The sequence below is a fragment of the Ekhidna sp. genome (assembly GCF_963691765.1).
GTDB lineage: Bacteria > Bacteroidota > Bacteroidia > Cytophagales > Cyclobacteriaceae > Ekhidna.
This window is the reverse complement of the sequence record NZ_OY829375.1, coordinates 388,439-406,993: the sequence shown is the minus strand read 5'-3', so window position 1 is coordinate 406,993 and position 18,555 is coordinate 388,439. Positions and strand designations below refer to the sequence as shown.

The 18,555-nt window shown below is 37.2% G+C and carries 12 protein-coding genes and 10 tRNA genes; 16 read left to right on the top strand and 6 right to left on the bottom strand.

Annotated features, from left to right (window positions below):
* The first annotated feature begins 11 nt into the window (after positions 1-11).
* Positions 12-1,505: a nicotinate phosphoribosyltransferase gene (locus tag ACY650_RS01930; RefSeq protein WP_462251184.1), complete on the top strand. Its 1,494-nt coding sequence runs from the start codon at positions 12-14 to the stop codon at positions 1,503-1,505.
* A gap of 111 nt (positions 1,506-1,616) precedes the next feature.
* On the opposite strand, the gene ACY650_RS01925 is transcribed toward ACY650_RS01930, so the two are convergent.
* The 3 genes from ACY650_RS01925 to ACY650_RS01915 are packed head-to-tail and all read right to left on the bottom strand — an operon-like array spanning position 1,617 to position 5,126.
* On the bottom strand, positions 1,617-2,558 hold the full coding sequence (locus ACY650_RS01925) for a hypothetical protein (protein WP_462251182.1): 942 nt from the start codon (positions 2,556-2,558) through the stop codon (positions 1,617-1,619).
* Complete coding sequence (locus ACY650_RS01920) at positions 2,555-3,223, bottom strand: AAA family ATPase (protein ID WP_462251180.1); 669 nt, start codon at positions 3,221-3,223, stop codon at positions 2,555-2,557. The genes ACY650_RS01925 and ACY650_RS01920 overlap by 4 nt, the downstream gene beginning before the upstream one ends.
* A 4-nt stretch (positions 3,224-3,227) precedes the next feature.
* Positions 3,228-5,126 (bottom strand): hypothetical protein, encoded by a 1,899-nt coding sequence (locus ACY650_RS01915; protein ID WP_462251178.1) that lies wholly within the window; start codon positions 5,124-5,126, stop codon positions 3,228-3,230.
* Positions 5,127-5,281: 155 nt separating this feature from the next.
* Here ACY650_RS01915 and ACY650_RS01910 point away from each other — a divergent pair, with 155 nt between their 5' ends.
* A complete protein-coding gene (locus ACY650_RS01910; RefSeq protein WP_462251176.1) occupies positions 5,282-5,701 on the top strand; it encodes a helix-turn-helix domain-containing protein in 420 nt (139 codons plus the stop codon).
* A 17-nt stretch (positions 5,702-5,718) separates the two neighbouring features.
* On the opposite strand, the gene ACY650_RS01905 is transcribed toward ACY650_RS01910, so the two are convergent.
* A complete protein-coding gene (locus tag ACY650_RS01905; protein WP_462251174.1) occupies positions 5,719-6,330 on the bottom strand; it encodes a recombinase family protein in 612 nt (203 codons plus the stop codon).
* Positions 6,331-6,437: 107 nt separating this feature from the next.
* The gene (locus ACY650_RS01900) at positions 6,438-8,171 is read right to left on the bottom strand and encodes a phytanoyl-CoA dioxygenase family protein (RefSeq protein ID WP_462251172.1); all 1,734 of its coding nucleotides are present in this window, start codon (positions 8,169-8,171) and stop codon (positions 6,438-6,440) included.
* 166 nt (positions 8,172-8,337) lie between these two features.
* Between ACY650_RS01900 and ACY650_RS01895 the strand changes: the two genes are divergently transcribed.
* The 5 genes from ACY650_RS01895 (at position 8,338) to ACY650_RS01875 (ending at position 14,332) form a co-directional block, all read left to right on the top strand.
* Positions 8,338-10,506 (top strand): TerD family protein, encoded by a 2,169-nt coding sequence (locus ACY650_RS01895; protein WP_462251170.1) that lies wholly within the window; start codon positions 8,338-8,340, stop codon positions 10,504-10,506.
* A gap of 213 nt (positions 10,507-10,719) precedes the next feature.
* Positions 10,720-10,820, top strand: a tRNA-OTHER gene (locus ACY650_RS01890).
* Positions 10,821-10,984: 164 nt separating this feature from the next.
* Entirely contained in the window at positions 10,985-12,394 is a 1,410-nt protein-coding gene (locus ACY650_RS01885; RefSeq protein ID WP_462251168.1) for an RtcB family protein, read from the top strand.
* Positions 12,394-12,771: a hypothetical protein gene (locus ACY650_RS01880; protein ID WP_462251166.1), complete on the top strand. Its 378-nt coding sequence runs from the start codon at positions 12,394-12,396 to the stop codon at positions 12,769-12,771. The genes ACY650_RS01885 and ACY650_RS01880 overlap by 1 nt, the downstream gene beginning before the upstream one ends.
* 4 nt (positions 12,772-12,775) lie before the next feature.
* Positions 12,776-14,332 (top strand): hypothetical protein, encoded by a 1,557-nt coding sequence (locus ACY650_RS01875; protein WP_462251164.1) that lies wholly within the window; start codon positions 12,776-12,778, stop codon positions 14,330-14,332.
* 73 nt (positions 14,333-14,405) lie between these two features.
* On the opposite strand, the gene ACY650_RS01870 is transcribed toward ACY650_RS01875, so the two are convergent.
* Positions 14,406-17,117, bottom strand: a complete 2,712-nt coding sequence (locus ACY650_RS01870; protein ID WP_462251162.1) for a DEAD/DEAH box helicase family protein — start codon at positions 17,115-17,117, stop codon at positions 14,406-14,408.
* Between the two features lie 697 nt (positions 17,118-17,814).
* On the opposite strand from ACY650_RS01870, the gene ACY650_RS01865 reads away from it, so the two are divergent.
* From ACY650_RS01865 to ACY650_RS01825, 9 genes are all read left to right on the top strand, one after another.
* Positions 17,815-17,888: transfer RNA gene (locus tag ACY650_RS01865), tRNA-Asp, on the top strand.
* Between the two features lie 7 nt (positions 17,889-17,895).
* Positions 17,896-17,969: transfer RNA gene (locus ACY650_RS01860), tRNA-Glu, on the top strand.
* Between the two features lie 6 nt (positions 17,970-17,975).
* Positions 17,976-18,046 (top strand) — tRNA-His (locus ACY650_RS01855).
* Positions 18,047-18,049: 3 nt separating this feature from the next.
* Positions 18,050-18,120: transfer RNA gene (locus ACY650_RS01850), tRNA-Gln, on the top strand.
* A gap of 5 nt (positions 18,121-18,125) precedes the next feature.
* Positions 18,126-18,198: transfer RNA gene (locus ACY650_RS01845), tRNA-Ile, on the top strand.
* Between the two features lie 5 nt (positions 18,199-18,203).
* Positions 18,204-18,290, top strand: a tRNA-Ser gene (locus ACY650_RS01840).
* A 7-nt stretch (positions 18,291-18,297) separates the two neighbouring features.
* Positions 18,298-18,380, top strand: a tRNA-Ser gene (locus ACY650_RS01835).
* 5 nt (positions 18,381-18,385) lie between these two features.
* Positions 18,386-18,458 (top strand) — tRNA-Cys (locus ACY650_RS01830).
* Between the two features lie 5 nt (positions 18,459-18,463).
* Positions 18,464-18,545: transfer RNA gene (locus ACY650_RS01825), tRNA-Tyr, on the top strand.
* The last annotated feature ends 10 nt before the right edge of the window (positions 18,546-18,555 follow it).

Sequence of the window (18,555 nt, the reverse complement as noted above, 5' to 3'; positions counted from 1 at the left end):
CTAAATAGAGTATGAACACTTTAAACTTAGCTGACGGATACAAAGTAGATCATAGAAATCAATACCCTGAAGGAACGGAATTGGTTTACAGTAACTGGACTCCTCGTAAGAGTAGAATACCAGGAGTGGATAAAGTGACCTTCTTTGGATTGCAATACTTCATTAAAAAATACCTTCAAGAAGATTTTGATAGAAATTTCTTCAATAAACCAAAGCAAGAAGTAGTTGCGGAATACAGAAGAAGGATAAATGCTTACCTGGGACCAGATGCCATCACCTTTGAGCACGTCGAGGCATTACACGACTTAGGCTATCTTCCAGTTGAGATCAAAGCTTTACCCGAAGGAACTCGTGTTCCTTTAAGAACAGCCATGTTCACCATCAAGAACACGCTTCCACAATTCTTTTGGGTCACAAACTTCTTGGAAACCATTTTGAGTTGTGTCATTTGGATGCCTTGTACCAGTGCTACGATCAGTTTGGAGTATAGAAAAATCTTAAATCAATATGCTATCGAAACGGGTGGTGACATGGAGTTCGTTCCATTTCAAGGACACGACTTTAGCTTTAGAGGAATGGCAGGATTGGAAGCTGCTATGATGAGTGGAGCTGGACACCTACTGAATTTTACAGGCACGGATACTATTCCAGCCATAGACTTTTTGGAGGAATACTATAATGCAGATGCTACTAAGGAAATGATAGGAGCAAGTGTACCTGCTACGGAACATAGTGTGATGTGCATGGGGACAGAACTTGATGAAATAGAGACCTTCAAAAGATTGATCAATGAAACCTACCCTACGGGCATTGTTAGTATTGTGAGTGATACCTGGGATTTCTGGAAAGTAATCACTGAATATGTTCCTCAATTAAAAGAACAAATCTTAGTTCGTGATGGCAAAGTGGTTATTCGACCTGACAGTGGTGATCCAATCAAAATCATATGCGGTGACCCAGAGGCCGAGGTAGGTACACCAGAGTATAAGGGAGCTGTGGAATGTCTTTATGAGACGTTTGGTGGAACAATCAGTGAAACGGGATATAAGTTACTCGATCAACACATTGGCCTTATTTACGGTGACAGTATCACATTGGAAAGATGCCAACAGATATGTGAAAACCTTAAACAAAAAGGCTTTGCCAGTACTAATGTGGTATTTGGAATCGGAAGTTTTACTTACCAGTATGTGACCAGAGATACATTCGGATTTGCTATGAAAGCAACTTACGGAGAAGTCAACGGACAAGGTCGTGAGATATTCAAAGATCCTAAAACTGATGATGGCACCAAGAAAAGTGCTCGTGGGCTTCTAGGTATTTACAAAGATGCGAATGGAAATCTCGAAATGAAGGATCGTGCAGATTATGAGACCGAGGCAGGTGGTGAGCTGAAAACAGTCTATAAAGATGGCCAGCTATTGGTTGAAATGAGCCTAGCTGAGATCAGAGACTTGCAAGCTCAAGAAGTTGCCATGGACTTGACACAAGAAGAGTCAATTTAACAATCACTTTTTCTATTGTAGCCTTAAGCATAATTATATACTTAAGTCTAAACTAATGAGTGAAAATATTAGAATGTAAATCGTTCGCAAATGGAAAGTAATATGAAGTAATTATTTTGGAGAATACAATTCAGTGATACACTCTTCAAATACTGAATCCTCAGAGGCTATGAGGTTTTGGTTTTCATATCCATAGCAGAGATGATCAATAAAAAGATTGTCAATCTCGTCAATTAATTCGTAGCCTAGTACTTTGGATAAAAATGAATGTAAGTCTACAGAAAAGCCTTTCTTTTGAATCAAATAAATTGAAGCTAGCCTACCGATGGTCTTGGAAGAGGAATCTATCCTAAGGGGATATCCATAGAAAAACATTAAGCCATTAAATAGCAGGGAGAACTTTTCTGTGAAACTCGGTTTAAAAATTTTTTGCTCCACATCAGGAGAACTTTCGATACTATACAGGTTTGATAGTGCAATCTTCGTTCTTCTTAGCACGGGAACCTTTACAAGGTTAATTGTAATATGATCGCTATGCAGAATGTCCTTCCATTTGATATGTTTTGCGGCGTTGAATTTGAGCAGGTTAAAGAAACAAAGAGCGTACATCAAACGAAACTGATTAAGAAATAAGCGCTGATTGTAATTCATAATCAAGCTCTCCATATCTAAATTAAGCTTTGAGTAAAGGTTGTCTAAAGAAATTGGATTTGTGAAGACAATGGGTTGTGTTAGATGGGGGCTGACATCAAGTAATCTAAAGAAATACTGTTTTAGAAGTGATGATCTATTTTGAATAAAGTTTTTATGGATGAAGGTGAACCCCCAACTAATAAAAAGGTCATGATAGTATTTTTCCCAGAATTCAACTTCTTCTTCATTTGCGAAGTCTATGAGAAAATGGATAAAGTTATTTCCAACTTCTTGAAGTTTTAATTCTTCTCTTTTAAAGTATCTGAATTTTCTTAGACTTGGCGGTATCCCACCATTTCTAGTCCTTTTAATGAAAAAAGTCCCATCTGTGGGGTGAATATGAACCTGAATACCAATCATCTACCCTTTAAGTAGTTTTTTAGTAATCTTGCTGCATCACCCAATGATTTTGCTTTAAGCCAAATATCATTCTCAAGTTTACTATTTCTTACTTCGTAAATCTTGAAGAGATTTCGAATATCATTCCTTGTATGTTTGGGTAACTCATGGATATAGTCTATTCTTGAAAGGAACTCGGATATACCAGAGAGTCCTTTTGTTTCCCATTTCTGAATGTTTTCCAATGCATAGCTAGGAGACGTTAAAAGGACGCTGCAATTCTCTCTTCTCGCATTGTGCATTAACTGTCTAACATATTTTATGAATTGTGGCTTGAAGTTTCCAACTTCGTCAATTACAATTAGTCTGTACCTACTCAACTCGTGCAATATCTTAGAGGAGTTCTCGATCATGTAGTCGATAGTTGCATTGGTGAAAGAAGCTTTTAAGTTATGTTTTTCATGAAGCGTAATAAGGAATCTTCTCCAAAAGCCAGAACCTGTCTCTGCGGGTCTTACTTCAATATGGAAAGTATCTGGCTTGCCTTTAACAAAGTAACTGACCCCAATGGTCTTTCCAGTCCTAGTTGGTGCGACAAGGAATTCAACACCCGGTTCATTGTATAGGTCATTAGAAATTTTTTGTATACGTTGAAAATTGCTCGAATCGAAATACTTTGGTTCCATACAATTAGATTTCGATTTTTACCCCCTGAGAGATGAATTCATTGGCTGAGTCAATAGCTGTTAAGTGATCTTGGCTAGGAGTGACAGTGTTCTTTTTTTTCTTCAATTGAAAATTATACTCAACTGTATCTAAAATAATTTTTGAAGACTCTTCCTTTTTTTGGTTTAAGTAAAATTGTATTTGCGGATCTTCGAATCTGATTTCTTCAAGTCTTTTTGTCTTGGCTTTCGACTCTTGTTTCATTCTGGGCACAATAGCCTTTCTATTTTTTCTTCTTTTTTTAATCTTATATCTATCAGTCTTGCTAATTCTCTTTGGGTCATTAAGCCAAATGGGTTTCTTAGTTGCCTTACCTAAATATTCTCCATCTTCTTTAAATGCATAAACAAAGTCTGGATTTGATTCATCATAGTAAACCGAGTGGTATCCCGAACTTAATTTCATTGTATTTTCAAAAGAGAGTAGTTCGTACTCGCCATTCATAATTCTGAACCTTTGTCTTTGGAATTTAATTTTGTCATGATGCCAAAATAGTTTTGCTATTTCGTGATGAGGAATTGGTTTAGCATCTAAATATTCACCATTCTCGAATTTTAAATCACGAGATATTGTTTCTCCATTCTTAGTGCTAGAGTTCCAAAGGCCAAGATGATTAAGAAGTAATTTTTTTATTTCAGTGGTGCTAAGAAGAGAACTTTTGTTGTTGTAAGCTCTGTTGTAAATTTCATACTTCAATCTCTTTTTGGGCGTGGTAGAAACCATGCTAAGTCCAACATAATCAGGATGGTCACTGACTAGTTTATCATGAAAATCTTGAAAGAACTTTTCGATGGTTCCGTCAATTTGTGGTTCACCTACTTCACGATTAATCCATAAGCTACCGTAGTCGCAAGATGATCTTCTTATCAAACTCTTGACTTCGTCACTTGTATGCGGACTAGCTCCATCAATTCTGATAACAGAAGGTAAATGCCCTGTACGCATAGTCATGTCGTAAAATGCATTTAAGACCATCCATCTATTTTCAGAAAGCCCGCAATTGACCCCAATAATTTTATCAGAACAAAGGTCTAGAATCGCATAAAATGAAATGAATACTATAGAATTGGTGTCTTCGTCGATGCCAATAATTTGGTATCTCGATCCATCTGCCTCAACCACTTGCATGATGAACGATGGGTCATATCTATTTTCGTACCCTAAGATCTTTTGCTTGACATATTTATAATCAAAGCGCTGGAGAGAGTAGAGATTTCTTAGATATGATGATAGTCTATTTGATACTGTGCTTGGTGAAATTTTAGGTAATCCTTTTAGCTTGAGCATCGGGTTTAAATACTTCGTAATCTCATTGATGCTTTTTCTACGTTTATATAACTCTTCAATTTCAAGTTGGATCCATTCCTCATGGTCTCTGTATTTGCTTAGATGTTTACGGCCTTTAGTATTGTGCCTGATTTTTTTTAGTAGATTTTTTGTGTTTAGATCTTCCACAAACTTGTAAAAGGATCTAATATTTGAATAGTATTCTTTATTGACCAGTTTCTGAATTTTATAAACTTGCTTCTTTTTGACGCCAGGATTTTCTCTTAAAGTGAGATATAGAAGGAAGAATGTATATTTCTTAGCTAAGTGTATTTTTTTGATTCCCTCATAGTCTTTAAATAAGTGTAGATGATTGACGTACCAATCATTTAAAGCTTCAAGAAAAAGAATGTTGAGGTCAGGTCTGTTGGCTATTCTAGGATCTTTATTTCTTAAAAATCTATTGATATGCTTTTTTGCCACATAGATCGTTCCATCCAGTTCAGTTGTCTGCACATTGTTTTGATTTAGATCTGAGTAGCTGATTCCGATATCAGGTAGACTACTAATTGGGATTAGATTCTGTTGGAGCGTCATAAATAGTTAGGTTTGAATTGCTTGAAATTCAGTGTTTTGATAAAGGTGACAAATCATCGCTATCACTTTTACCACAACTATTTTAATGAAACCATACTATTTTGTATATTTATATACGGTAGAACGTATATTTTAACATAATTGTACTTCACTTTTTGAGTAATCCATCCAATCGTATATTCTCAGCCGAAGAGGCATTTAAGCATTTTCCTGAAAGACTGGTTATAGCACGAAAACATAGAAATATGTATGCGAACAGCTTAGCTATATCGGCAGATCTCAGGCAGTCAACGGTTTCCAATTATGAGACCGGTAAAACCAAGCCAACTTCGTCCAATTTTTTTAGAATTTGTGAAATTCTGGATACACATCCTAACTACCTATGCGGTTTAAGTGATCAGATTGAATATCGAAACCTTGCAGTTTTAATAGAAGATATGTTGATGAACATGTCAAAAAACGACCAGGAATTTATTTTTAATTTCATCAGGGATTTTCGTAAACACTTCTATTCAGAAAAGGGGAGAGAAAACCATTACGTGGTCCCATATCCTGGGGCATCTGCTCGCTACTAATGTCAAAAGCCTCTTGTTTAAATGTAATCCTTAACCTTCTTAATCGTATTTGGGGAACATTTGCAAAGTTTTTGAATTTCTCTTGAGGAATATCCTTTAGTCAAGTACTTCTGAATATCAGCATGCTTAGATAAGAATTTTTCTTTTGATTCAGTAGATCCTATCTTCCTACCAGTTGTTAGTCCATTTGCCTTTCTTGCTTTAATGCCTGATTTAATGCGATAACTCATTTGTTCACTTTCAAGTCTCGCCAAATCGGCCATGATAGTAACTATGAGTTTGGTGAAAATCTCACTGGAGGACTCTGACTTATTTATTGTTGTTCCCAAGTTATGGATGTAGATGGCAATATTCTGTCTCTTCAACTCTTCAATTAGACCTAGTACTTCGTGTGTATTTCTTCCAAGCCTGGAGACTTCTGAAACCATTATGCATTCAATATTATTCGTCTTGAGATAGGAGAGAGCCTCCTGAAGAATAGGCCGATCATCAACTGAAACTGAGAACCCGGAAACCTTCTCTGAAAAAACCTTCGCGATTTCGAACTCAGACAATGACTTCATATCATTTATCTGACGAGCTGTTGATTGATCCTTTGTGGAAACTCGAGTATATAAGATTGCCTTCATGTTATCATTTAAAGTTAAGCTTAAATAATAACATTTATTGAATTATGAATGTCAGTCTGTTTCCTTCTTATTTATAATTGAGTAACAGTGTTTAAATAGTAACGACTTCATTCCTTTTGAATTCGTTCTGCCCACATCAACTCATCTGGCAATTCCTTAGAGTCAAACTCCAAATGAATAACCCTACGATTCTTATTGTTAGTTGTCTTTGAAGAGGCATGCAGAATCAGCGGTTTCATGATTTGAATACCGCCTGCTCTTACCTCACATACAGTAGGGATACTATTCTGTGTAATTAACGTGACTTCTTCATCACTTAACCTTTTCTTATGCGAACCAGGCAGGACTTTCAATGCTCCATTTTCATCTGTGGTATCATCAAGATGAATGCGAATGGTCACAGTGTTATTAAGGATGTCTTTGGGTGGCTGGACTCCAAAGAAGTCTTCTTTCTTTGTCCAGTTTTCAAAGCCTTTCACCTCTTTTTTTTCTTTGACATTAATTGTAGTGTCTTGATGCCAGGTCACATACCAGTTTGATTGCGCTGGCTTATCGAAGTAGATAGCCTTTGTAAGAAATAAGTTTTCATCAATCTTAGATAGAATCTTCTTTAAGTTATTGTTCAAGACTAACTGTCGTAGGTCAGGGACCTTTCCTATGAGATTACGAATTGCATAAACTTCACTGCTTGTCCCAGGATTTTCATTTTTGTAATGATGAAGTATCGATCCCATTTTGGCTACTTCTCTCTTCGTATAAACATGATGGGTAATGATGTATCCACGAGACTCCAATCTCTTATTGTAGTTCTTGATGATATTCTCATTCAACTCTGTGTTATATAGATCAATTGCATGTGTCAATTTTTCCTTTATTCTTGACCTAAGTCTTGAAGGAGATATAACCTTGATGCTCTCTCCAAATCCTAATATTTCTCTTTCCAATTCGAAGTTTGGCTGTACTTGAATTGATACAACTATTCCCTGGTCATTCTTTTCAACAAGTTTTTGGCTGTGATGTATGGGCTTAGTCAGTACATAAGGTGCGTTGGAATGATCAATTGCCAATACAACCTCAATCGGGTCTTCTCCTTCGTTCACACTCACGCCTACTACATCTCTAAAGAAATCTTCAATTGTGGACTCATCAAATGCCATTACTGGATGAATAGACTCTTCCAATACTTCGATTCTATCTAGAGCTAGTAGCATGAAACCTGTTTGTGGCTTTTTCTTTCCAAGTACAAACCACCGGTTTCTGAACTCCTTTAGAAGAGCTGGGTGAAAGTTAAAAGTGTTAGAACTTCTTGCTTTGAATGATTGATAAGTAAGTGTGATGCACTGCTTATTGACGATAGCTTGAAAAATTGGATCAATGTATTCTAATCCTTTTAGGTTCTCGTTCTTTTCAAGATCAATGATAGGACGCTCATTAGTCTTGGACACATGAATCTTATCCTCCAACTTCTGAACCATTCCACTTAATTCTTGAAAATGTGTAAATCCCTTGAACTGCTTTAGTATATCAACTACTTCAGAAAGCTTGCCTAAGTCTTGATCGGTTAGTGGAATATTAGTAATGGAATAGTCTGGATCAGAGTAGGTGTAGAATTTCTTATCCTCAACAATGATTGGAGCATGATATCCAAGTTTATCACTGCGCATCATTTGGATATCCATCTGTACTGTTCTTCTGCTTACACCTTTATCAATGCCTTCATAATCGTAAAGAGCATCTGAGCAAGCTTCAATCAGGTCTTCCAATGTCCATTTTCTATGCCTGTTTCTAAGACAATTGTCAATGGTTTTGTATCGGACTAAGGCATTTCTATTTACTGGCACAGGAAGTTTTTTATAAAAAAATGAAAAATTTATTTACTACGCAAAAAGATTGCGCAGTAGCTCTTCAGCTTTGAAACATGATTGAAGCACACATGGTGCAAGATGCCCCCTCCACTCCTTAATCTAGGATGGAGGGGTTTGAAGAAGATTAAATAAATAGAGAGATATGAAAACTATAGCAATTAACAGATTGAACCTATTGGGAATGTCGCAAGGAAAAGGATGGACAGCCAAACAGAAGGTCACGTTTTTGGCTGAACTAGGTAAAATGGGTTACCGAATAACCAATCCGGAATTGCTAGATCAAGTTTCTCCATCATTTCTTTTGGATTACTCTCATTTGATGGACGTACTTAAAAGAAAGAAAGGCGGAGATGTTGAATATGTTCCTTTATTCAAAAACTTCCCTAATGATATCCCTGAAGACAATGAATATTTCTTTAAAAGAGTATTTGGATACCTAGGCAATGTCTTGAACTTATTTCAGGATGGTATAGAATTAGAAAATGGTTTAAAGGTTCCAAAATGGCTTTTTAATGTATATGAGTTTGGAGCAGATCCTATATCTCAGATGCAATCAAAAGAGTTATATGAACTATCGATTAAGGAGGAAGCTGATAAATCAGCTGATTCGAATGTTGAATGGATTGATTTAAACATTGTATTTGAAGAGGATCTTACTGAGGAGTTAAAATCATACTTGGGAGAATTAGTTTATTCAAGATCATCAATTAAAGAAGAATTGCACTCAGATTTGGCAGAATTAATCAAATTCTTTGGTGTAGAAGATCTTGATAGGGACTTGATTGTATTCAAGGAAACGAAAGCCTTGATTCTGGAGAAACTGTGGCTTAACGAGGACTATGAATCAGTAGAGAAATTAGCTGGAAGTGCTGTGGATATTTTAAGAATGTTTGCTAGTCTCACTAAGACTGATGTTAGCTTGAGTGAAGCGGTTAAGTTTCCAAAACTTGCTAGAAAACAGAGAAAAGTGATTTTGGGTATTCTTGAGAACTGCTCCAATCTATCTGAAGATATTAAGAATTATAAGGGTCTTTGGTTAGAGATCGGGAGATATATTCATCCATCAGAGTATGCAAAGCAATTCCCAAGAACCTCGAGGGTATTTGATGCTCTAAGAAATGGAAAGATAGATACCTATGCCTCTAAAACTGAAAGGCTACTTCTCTTAGACCAAGTAAATTCTTTATTGAAGCATTTCAATAATAAACCTGGTGTCTTCGGAAGGAAATTACATGAAGTCCTTAGAAGATTCCCAACTGATACAGAAAAGGTATTGAGATCATTTGCATCCATTGTTGACAAATTGGAAGTAAAAAACTTACTGGTATTAAGGTCTTACTTCAATACGATTAATGAAGCCGAGTATAGAACGATAGTTAATAAGAAGGGAAAGACTAAGGTAATTCCTAATAATGCTTTCGCTGAACTAACTGAAGACCAAGTGGATCAAATTTTAGGTGTGATTGATCATGGATTATTCTCAAAGGTTAGTAGTAAGGAGAGTTGGGACGGTCAAAAGGTATGGATTGATCCAAATCTTGAGAAGTTTACAATTCCATTACAGCAAAGGAAGGCTTCTGATGGGATCGTAACTGTAGGTAGAGGTAGTAGACTAGAGGTAAACTTTGAAAAAGTGCTAAGATTGTTCGTTTACTGGAAGGAGGCGGACAAGAGAACTGATCTTGATTTATCGGCAATACAGTATGACGAGAATTGGAATTACTTAGGTCATGTTAGCTATACAAATTTGAGAAGCAATGGCATTGTTCATTCTGGTGATATCCAATCTGCTCCTCATGGAGCTGCGGAGTTCATTGATATGACTTTAACGAAGTTGGATTCATCTGTGAGGTATGTTGCACCACAGGTTTATAAATTCTGTGGAAACAATTTCGTAGACATGGACTGTCACGCTGGATGGCAGATTAGAAAAGATGTTAATCCAAGCATTAAAACATTCGATATCAAGACTGTAGAAAACAAGTTTGATTTGAATGGGATTGGTGGGTATTCAATTCCAATTATTGTTGATGTGAAAGAAGCGGAAATGATTATCACTGATCTATATGTATCTGGTCAAGATTTTCATAATAATGTAGAAGGGTCGAAAGATGACGTTTCATTACTATGTAGCCAAGTAGCTGACTTTGTCAAAACAAGACCTACAATGTTAGAACTTGCTACTCTGAACAGTAGAAGCAGAGGTGCGGAAATTGTTGAGGAAATTGAAAAAGCAGATATAACATTTGGAATTAAAGGCTGCACATATAATGCAACCGATATTGAGAGAGTACTCTCTGAATTGATATAATGGACTAGCTATTGCTTCCTTCGTTTTGAACTGTTACTTCACAAGTAGTAGTAGCGATTACCATAGTATTTGGCGGATTAGAATTTTCTTCCTTCGTGAACCTTTACCAATAGAGAATTCAATTACCGCTTGAAATTATTTCAGGACTAAAAGTTATTTCCTTCTATTAACCTATGGGTCGGGGGTTCGAATCCCTCTTCCGCTTTGCGGAATAGCTCAGTTGGGTAGAGCAATAGACATAATGACTTTGATTACCTGAGTCTTTTAAAAGGATTAGAAATCATTTCCTTCAATTTGCGGGTTCGAATCCCGCCTTGATAACTGGTTATATAATGGTTTCAATTCCCTTTTTATAAGTGGACTAATACATTCTTCCTCCATGAATCTGGTCAGTTATGAATGTATAATTTCCACTTTTTTTTTGTAAATAATTTTAACTACGCAAAAACACTGCGTACTTAGTATTTTCCTTTGAATCATGGAAGAAAATAAAACACATATCACAGGCGGAGAATTAATCAATTTAGGTTACCCTGAGGGAAAGGCCATTGGCGTTGCTCTGGAGATAATCAATTCAAAAGAAATTGAGAATGCTAAAGAGTCACTTCAGCTAGTGTTGTCAAAACCTGAGGATTTTGTAGATCATGAGGTATTTGCTCCAATTGCCAAGGAACTTATTGTTCCTGTAGAGACGGTCTTACCTCTACGTGAGACTCCAGACTTGTATAAAGTCTATGGAGCAGAAGGTATAGAGCAAGGTGCTTTAAATCAAATAGAGACAGCAATGCGTCTTCCTATTGCAAAAGCAGGGGCATTGATGCCAGACGCGCATCAAGGATATGGACTTCCAATTGGTGGCGTTCTTGCCACTGAGAATGCAGTTATCCCATATGGGGTAGGAGTTGATATAGGATGTAGAATGTGCATGACTATCTATGATATCCCTGAATCAATTTTAGTGGATAGAAAGGAAGACTTGAAGAAGATGCTTGTTAGAAATACCAAGTTTGGTAAAGCTACTTTCAAGAAACCAAAAGATCATGAAGTATTAGAAGATAGCCTATTCAATGAAATCAAAATGGTTGGAGACCTTAAAGATCGAGCTGCTGCTCAAATTGGTACTTCAGGTGGAGGCAATCACTTTGTTGAATTTGGTATTACGGAGATTGAAGATGAGAACAACGAGTTTGGATTGGCTAAAGGTCACTACTTGGCTCTATTGTCTCATTCTGGTTCAAGAGGATTCGGGGCTACTATCGCGAAGCATTACACAAAGCTTGCGATGGAGAACTGTAAGCTTCCTCATGAAGCCAGACATCTGGCTTGGTTGGATTTGGATGCAGAACTTGGTCAAGAGTATTGGTTGGCGATGAATCTTGCAGGAGACTATGCCTCAGCATGTCATCATCAAATCCATGAGAGAATGGCGGTTGGGTTAAGAGCAAATCCTGTTACCATGATCGAGAACCATCACAACTTCGCCTGGAAGGAGAAGGACAGAAATGGTGATGAAATCATAGTACACAGAAAAGGTGCAACACCTGCCGGTAAAGGGGTTTTAGGCATCATTCCAGGATCAATGACTGCACCGGGATTCATTGTTAGAGGTAAAGGAGATGAGGCATCAATAAACTCGGCTTCACATGGTGCAGGTCGAGCAATGTCTCGAACTCAGGCTAAGAACACCTTGGATAAAGAGGTGGTGGTTAACCACATCAACGATGCTGGTGTTGAGGTTATTGGTTCAGGATTAGACGAAGCACCAATGGCGTACAAGGACATCAGGCAAGTCATGGAATCACAAAAAGACTTAGTCGATGTAGTTGGTTCATTCCAACCCAAGATTGTTAGGATGTGTGGTGATGAAAAATTTCATGAAGTGGACTGATGTTATATTATGAAAACGATATCAGTCCCTTCAATGAAGAGTTTTGCACTCATCTGGAGTTTCAACTATGTTATCACTTTGACTATCATCACTATGAAGAACTTAATAGATATTGGTGCGATGGAGTTTCTTGGTCTCCAACTCCTGACCACCAGTTGGGTAAAAAACAGGTGAACGATAAAAGAAGGATAGTCACTAAGGCGTGGATTGGTGAAGACGGTCAAGATGAGTATGAGATGACTGTTTTGTTTGGAAAGTACTCTTTGAGAAGATATGCAAAAGGGACAAGTTTGATCGATTGTATACCTGATTATAAATCTGAGGATTGGGTTGAAATGGATATTGAAATGAAGAAGATTGAAATTAGGTTAAAGTAGTTAAATGGGGATTTTTGATAAAATATTGGGGACTGGAAAGCAGGTAGATACTGAAAAGATTGATCTAAAGCATCAACCAGATTTCAAGGCTATGGAAGGTCTTGGGCAAATTCCTATTCTTCTGGAATGGTCTCTTAGCTCAAATGTTGAAGTTGCTGAAGAAGCAGCGAGTGGAATCAAAAGAATACTAAATTCTCGAGCTTCATTTGACAATAAAAACCTCTATTCATCTTTCAGATATATACGGTTACGAAAGGCGGATCTAAATAAGTTGGAAAGATTCAGTGTAGAGTTGAACAGTAGCCTTCTATGCATTGCTTCGATGAATTCTAATGGTTATGTGAGAGAGGAAGCACTTAAGCGAATGGCTAAAAATCTCACTGATATAGTGTTTCCCTTCGTTCTATTTAGGCTAAGTGATTGGGTAGGACCGGTAAGAAAACTTGCAGATGAATTAATCCGGAAGGTAATTGATGATTTAGATCCAACACTTCTTGTAAAGTATCATGATATATATGACTGGTTGCTTAAGATACAGCGCACAGATCTTCTTGATATTCACACTGAGATAACAGAGGTTTTGTTTTCGAAGGCTAACGTTCAAAGGATAATTGACTCTGTCGATTCTTATGATGAAAAAGATAGATTTTACGTTTTTAAGAACCTCACTAAAAGAGAGCTTCTAACAGATGAGATACTTCGGTTAATTGTCCACGATAAAAGTCCTATCATCCGTTTATTATCTGTTAGAAATTACTCAGACAGCTTGTCTCAAGAGATGCTGGAATTGCTACTCAGAGATAAGAGTCAAAAGGTTAGACTTTATTCTATCCAAAAGATTGAAAGTGATGAAGTTCCGATTTATTTAGAGTCATTGGAGTCAATGCTATTTGATAACTCAGCTGCAATTAGATCATTGGCAAGAGACTTGATATCGAGTCATAAGGAAGTTGACTTCTATAAAACTTATCGAGAAGAGTTGCTTACATCACAGAGTGTAGGAAGTATTCTTGGACTTTCAGAAACGGGCTCAGCAAAAGACATAGATAAGCTTGAAGACATATTAAAATCTAACCTCGCCAAGAAAAGAGCAGCGACTTTAATTGCGATATCCAACTTGGACATAGATCGTGCAAGGGAATTAGCATTCCAGATGCTAACTGATGATTCAAATACAGTCAAGAAGAGCTGCCTGATTATTATTCTAAAGCAAAAGTCTTCTGGGGATGTAGAGATACTTAGAAGCTTGTTTGATAAGACAGGAACTGAAACAAAGAGATTTTGCCTAAAGGCTATAAGTAAGTATGGTGGATGGAGTATTGTTGGAGATTATTTAAAAGCTATATCCGAAAATAATTTCGACCTCAACTCTACTGCATACATGTTTCTTAGTAGTTGGTATAGCTATTCTATTGGTCTTGCTACCCCACAAACAGAAGCTGATAGGGAATATGTAATAAAAGCTTACGAGGGAATTGATATGGAAAATCTTGAGATACCTTTTCAGACAAAAAAACTAATCTCAAGAATACCATTTATCTTCAATTCGAAAGATGATTAGAATCTTTCTTGTCTATTAATCTTAAGAAAGTGTCCTTTTCTAAGGACAAGTGTTGTGGATTATTGATCCAATTTCATTTCCACCTATTAGTTCTTTCTACTTTTTCGTGAAATTCAGATGCTAAAGAATTAAATCTTGCTTTCAATAAAATGGCCCTTCCTTCGGGGTTTCGTGTAAAGATTAATGAACAATTACCAACTAAGTCTTTCCAAAAGCTTGCAAGTTGGTTAGCAAGCGATTTGTGTTTACCGAGAACATCTGGTACGGGATGATAATCTTTCTGGTTAAATAGGCTTAAAAAAGTACTCTTTCTGATAATAAGGTATCGTGGATTATCAACAGGAGTGACAATCTCCTGAAGTGCTTTAATGAAAACAGCTTTTTCAAATGTTGTGCCACCCTCCAAGTGGCAAAATACTTCACCATACTGGTTAACCGCAGATTCCACTTTCAATTCTGATATATCGCTATGAATGTGCTTTGAATCAATGAGTGTTCGGAGCAAAGCATTTCCTATATGATCTATATCCTTTGATATATCTCTGTACTTTACAAATAACCTAAATGCCAAGTAGAGTTTTCTACCAAAAAATGCAAAGGCACCTAAGACGAAAAAAGCCAATATGGTCCATCTTCCTTCCTGAGTTCTAAATAGGCTTCTAAGTCGTGGGAGTTGTCCCATGAATTCATGAGCATAGAATGAGAGACTTAAACCTAGCTCAACCAAAACGTACTTTATTGTCTTGTTCAGGTAGAGATTCTTAAGTGTCTTATAGTCCTTCTCTTCTTCAAAAGGGATTTTTATCTCTTCGACTAACGTATTTCCATTTTCTATTGCTTCATGCCACTGATTTTTCAATAGTTCCCTGTCAGCGGCAGAAGAAAACATTCTTTGATTAAAGGAATTAGCAGAAGCTAGATCTAAAGTCTTTGGAAGCATTAATCTATTGAGACCATTTTCAATCGTTCTATTCTCCCTTTCAGAAATTCCAACAAAACTCTTGAACCTTCTATTTAATGTTTCTAGGTCTTTACCGCCACCAGAACTAGTTGGATCACTACATGCTAAGTGCCAGATATTTCCTGTCTTTTTATGGTTTGACCTTACCGTCCTAATAGCTCTACCTCTCATTTGATTAGACAGGACAAAAGACCCTACAAAACTTGCCAATATCAGTGCGTTAATTGAAGGAGCATCCCAACCTTCTCCAAGTAGAGACTTTGTTCCAACAAGAACCGTAATTTCTCCGGATTCAAATGTTTGAGTAACAATGTGAACGATATCATGCCTCATTTTATCGTTCACATTTACAATTAGATAGTCTTGATCGTATTCCAGAGGTTTGGTTCGTATTTTATCTATTCCATACTTGCTTGACACTTCAGTCAATTTGCTAAGTGCAGTTTTTGGGATGATTATCAAAGACCCTGTAAGAACTCCAATCTTAATTGTTTGAAGTTTTTTCCTTCTTAAGCTTTCGAAAATAGGAATCACCCCAAGCTTATTGATCTCAACAGAATCTGATAAATACTCCTTACGAATGAAGTCGCCTAGAATGACTTGTCTTAAATCATCCTTTAGATGATTTGATTCGAATTCTGTAATTCTATTTATGCTTTCCAGTTTACCTAGACTGGATGTCAAAAACTTTTCAATTTTGGAATCATCAGTAAAATTGATTCTTCCTCTTTCCATTACCCCAGCTTTTCGTAGGATGAGCGAGGTTTCCTTTTGATGCTTAATAACTTTTTCATCTTCTGAGTCATGCTTTTTTAAATAAAACTCAAGAAGTAACTCGAGCCATTCTTTGGACAGTTTTGGGAGTTTTGATGGCTTATTTCCTGTTATTTTAACGTGACGATCTTCTATTGCAATATCATTGTGATTGAGGTAGATAAGTATTGCTGAGTAGTACTCCATATTGGAATAAATCCAGTCCAATTGTGCCTCTGGTGATTTGATTAGTTCTGATGAATTCAGGAGACCTACTATAAATTCATCTTGTGAAAGACGCTCAAAAATGTCTTCTGTTATCTTCCGGTACTCCTTGATTTTTTCAAGTTCTGATTCAGTCGGTTCAGAAACCAGAATGTAATCTTGATGAGGACATAAATCGCCTTCTTTAATCAGCTCAGGGACTGATATCTCCGTGTCAACGGGCCCGTTTAATTCTATATACCTTGACCATTCAGTATACGAGACATCATAAGGAGGTGTAGCTGTAAGGCCTACAATGATTGGACTAAGATTGTCCTTAATTTGAATTAAGCTCTTCCACCAGGCGTTTTTCAAATGATGAGCTTCATCTACAACAATAGTTCCAAGTCCCGCTTCTTTTAGAGTTTGGATAATTACATCGAGCTTAGATGGTTGAAGATCAGAATCATCTTCGATTGATGACTCATCCTCTAGTTCTTCGAATTCATCTTCTATGGCTTTACTATCTGTGCATGCCGCATGCAACCCTTGGTAAGTAGAAACTGTTATCAGTTTCGGATTCTTTATGTCCAATGAAATCCAATTGGGTCGTTTTTCAACTTGTAAGAACAGCTCACAAAACCTTTCTACCCATTGATTCCTGATTGCAATGGTAGGGGCGAGGATGAGTGTAGGCTTGTCGAGCCTTATCATTACTTCAAGGCCAAGTACTGTTTTACCAGATCCTGGTGGTGCTATTACATGTAAATGATCATCTTCTAGATGTTCATCCAATTCATCTAGTACACGCTGTTGATAATTTCTCCATGGGTACTTGAATATGATATTCTCGGGAAATGTTTTCAATATTCAGCTAGTTGTTATGATGAGCCCCAATACTAGCTTAAAAAACAATACGGACAGAATACCATTTCACTTGATTTCTTACTTTTGCAACAAATGAAAAGAACAATACAAAGTATATGTCTGGACTCCAGTTGCCATTATTCGCTCTTAGAACAGTGGTTATGGGACGTATATGCTTTGATTAAAATGAAATGATTTCAACATCCGAATAGGAAATAAGAGATAAAGCAAGAGCGTCCTTCGAAAGTCGGACGCTTTTTTTATGTCAAATCTTTAAAATTTTTTGAGAGACTTAGACAAGAAACGATAAGGCATTGAAAAGAGAAACAATTGAGAGACAGGCAGTTGTGAAATCGAAAAAAACTCGCTTAAAGTGGGGTGGAATTCTATTGCCCTAAAAGTACATAACTAATTGATAATCAAAAATTTAATTCATTTTATTTCTTGCGTTTTTCAATTACAGTTCTAACCTTTGCATCATCAGAAATGAATTTGATCACACGAAAACAATGAAACGAATACATCTCCATATAGCCAATTTCTGTCTGTCCTCAAATCGACTCAGTTACGATTATGAGCAGGAACAAGACTGTTTTATATGGGATGCAACTATGACTTGATATAGAGTTGTAGATAAGACTTTTGAGAGAGCATCCCACAGAAATGGGATGCTTTTTTTATGTCCATACTTTTTCAAAGTGCCGTAGCTCAATCGGTTAGAGTGCTCGACTGTCTCTCGAGTTGTTGCGGGTTCGAGTCCCGTCGGTACTGCTAAAATGCTCCGTTCGTCTAGATGGCCTAGGACACTCGACTTTCTCTCGAGAAACACGGGTTCGAATCCCGTACGGAGTACAAATGGTGTCTTTAGTTTAACTGGTAAAATGCCTCTCTGTGAATGAGGAGAACAGGGTTCGAGTCCCGAAGACACCCAATGATCCATGGTGTAATGGTAGCATATCTGACTTTGACTCAGATGGATCAGGTTCAAGTCCTGATGGATCATCTTATTGGCCTGTAGCTCAACGGTTAGAGTAACACTCTTATAAGGTGTCGGTTCCGGGTTCGATTCTCGGCAGGCCAACAAAAGGAGAGTAGGCAGATATTGGTTTGCTGCGCTTACCTGCTAAGTAAGTTCTCATCTCTGAGGTGAAGGTTCGATTCCTTTGCTCTCCGCAAAATTGGAGGTAGTCCGGCTGGTCGAGGAAGCAGTCTTGAAAACTGTCGGGTGTTAGAGCTTCGGGGGTTCGATTCCCTCTGCCTCCGCTTTTGAACATGTAGCCAAACTGGTAAGGCAGAAGTCTGCAAAACTTCTAATTGCGGGTTCGAATCCCGCCATGTTCTCTAATGGGAGTACGTCAACGATGGAGAGTTGAGCCAGACTGTAAATCTGGTGCTTCGGCTGAATAGGTTCGAATCCTATTACTCCCACTTATTTGTG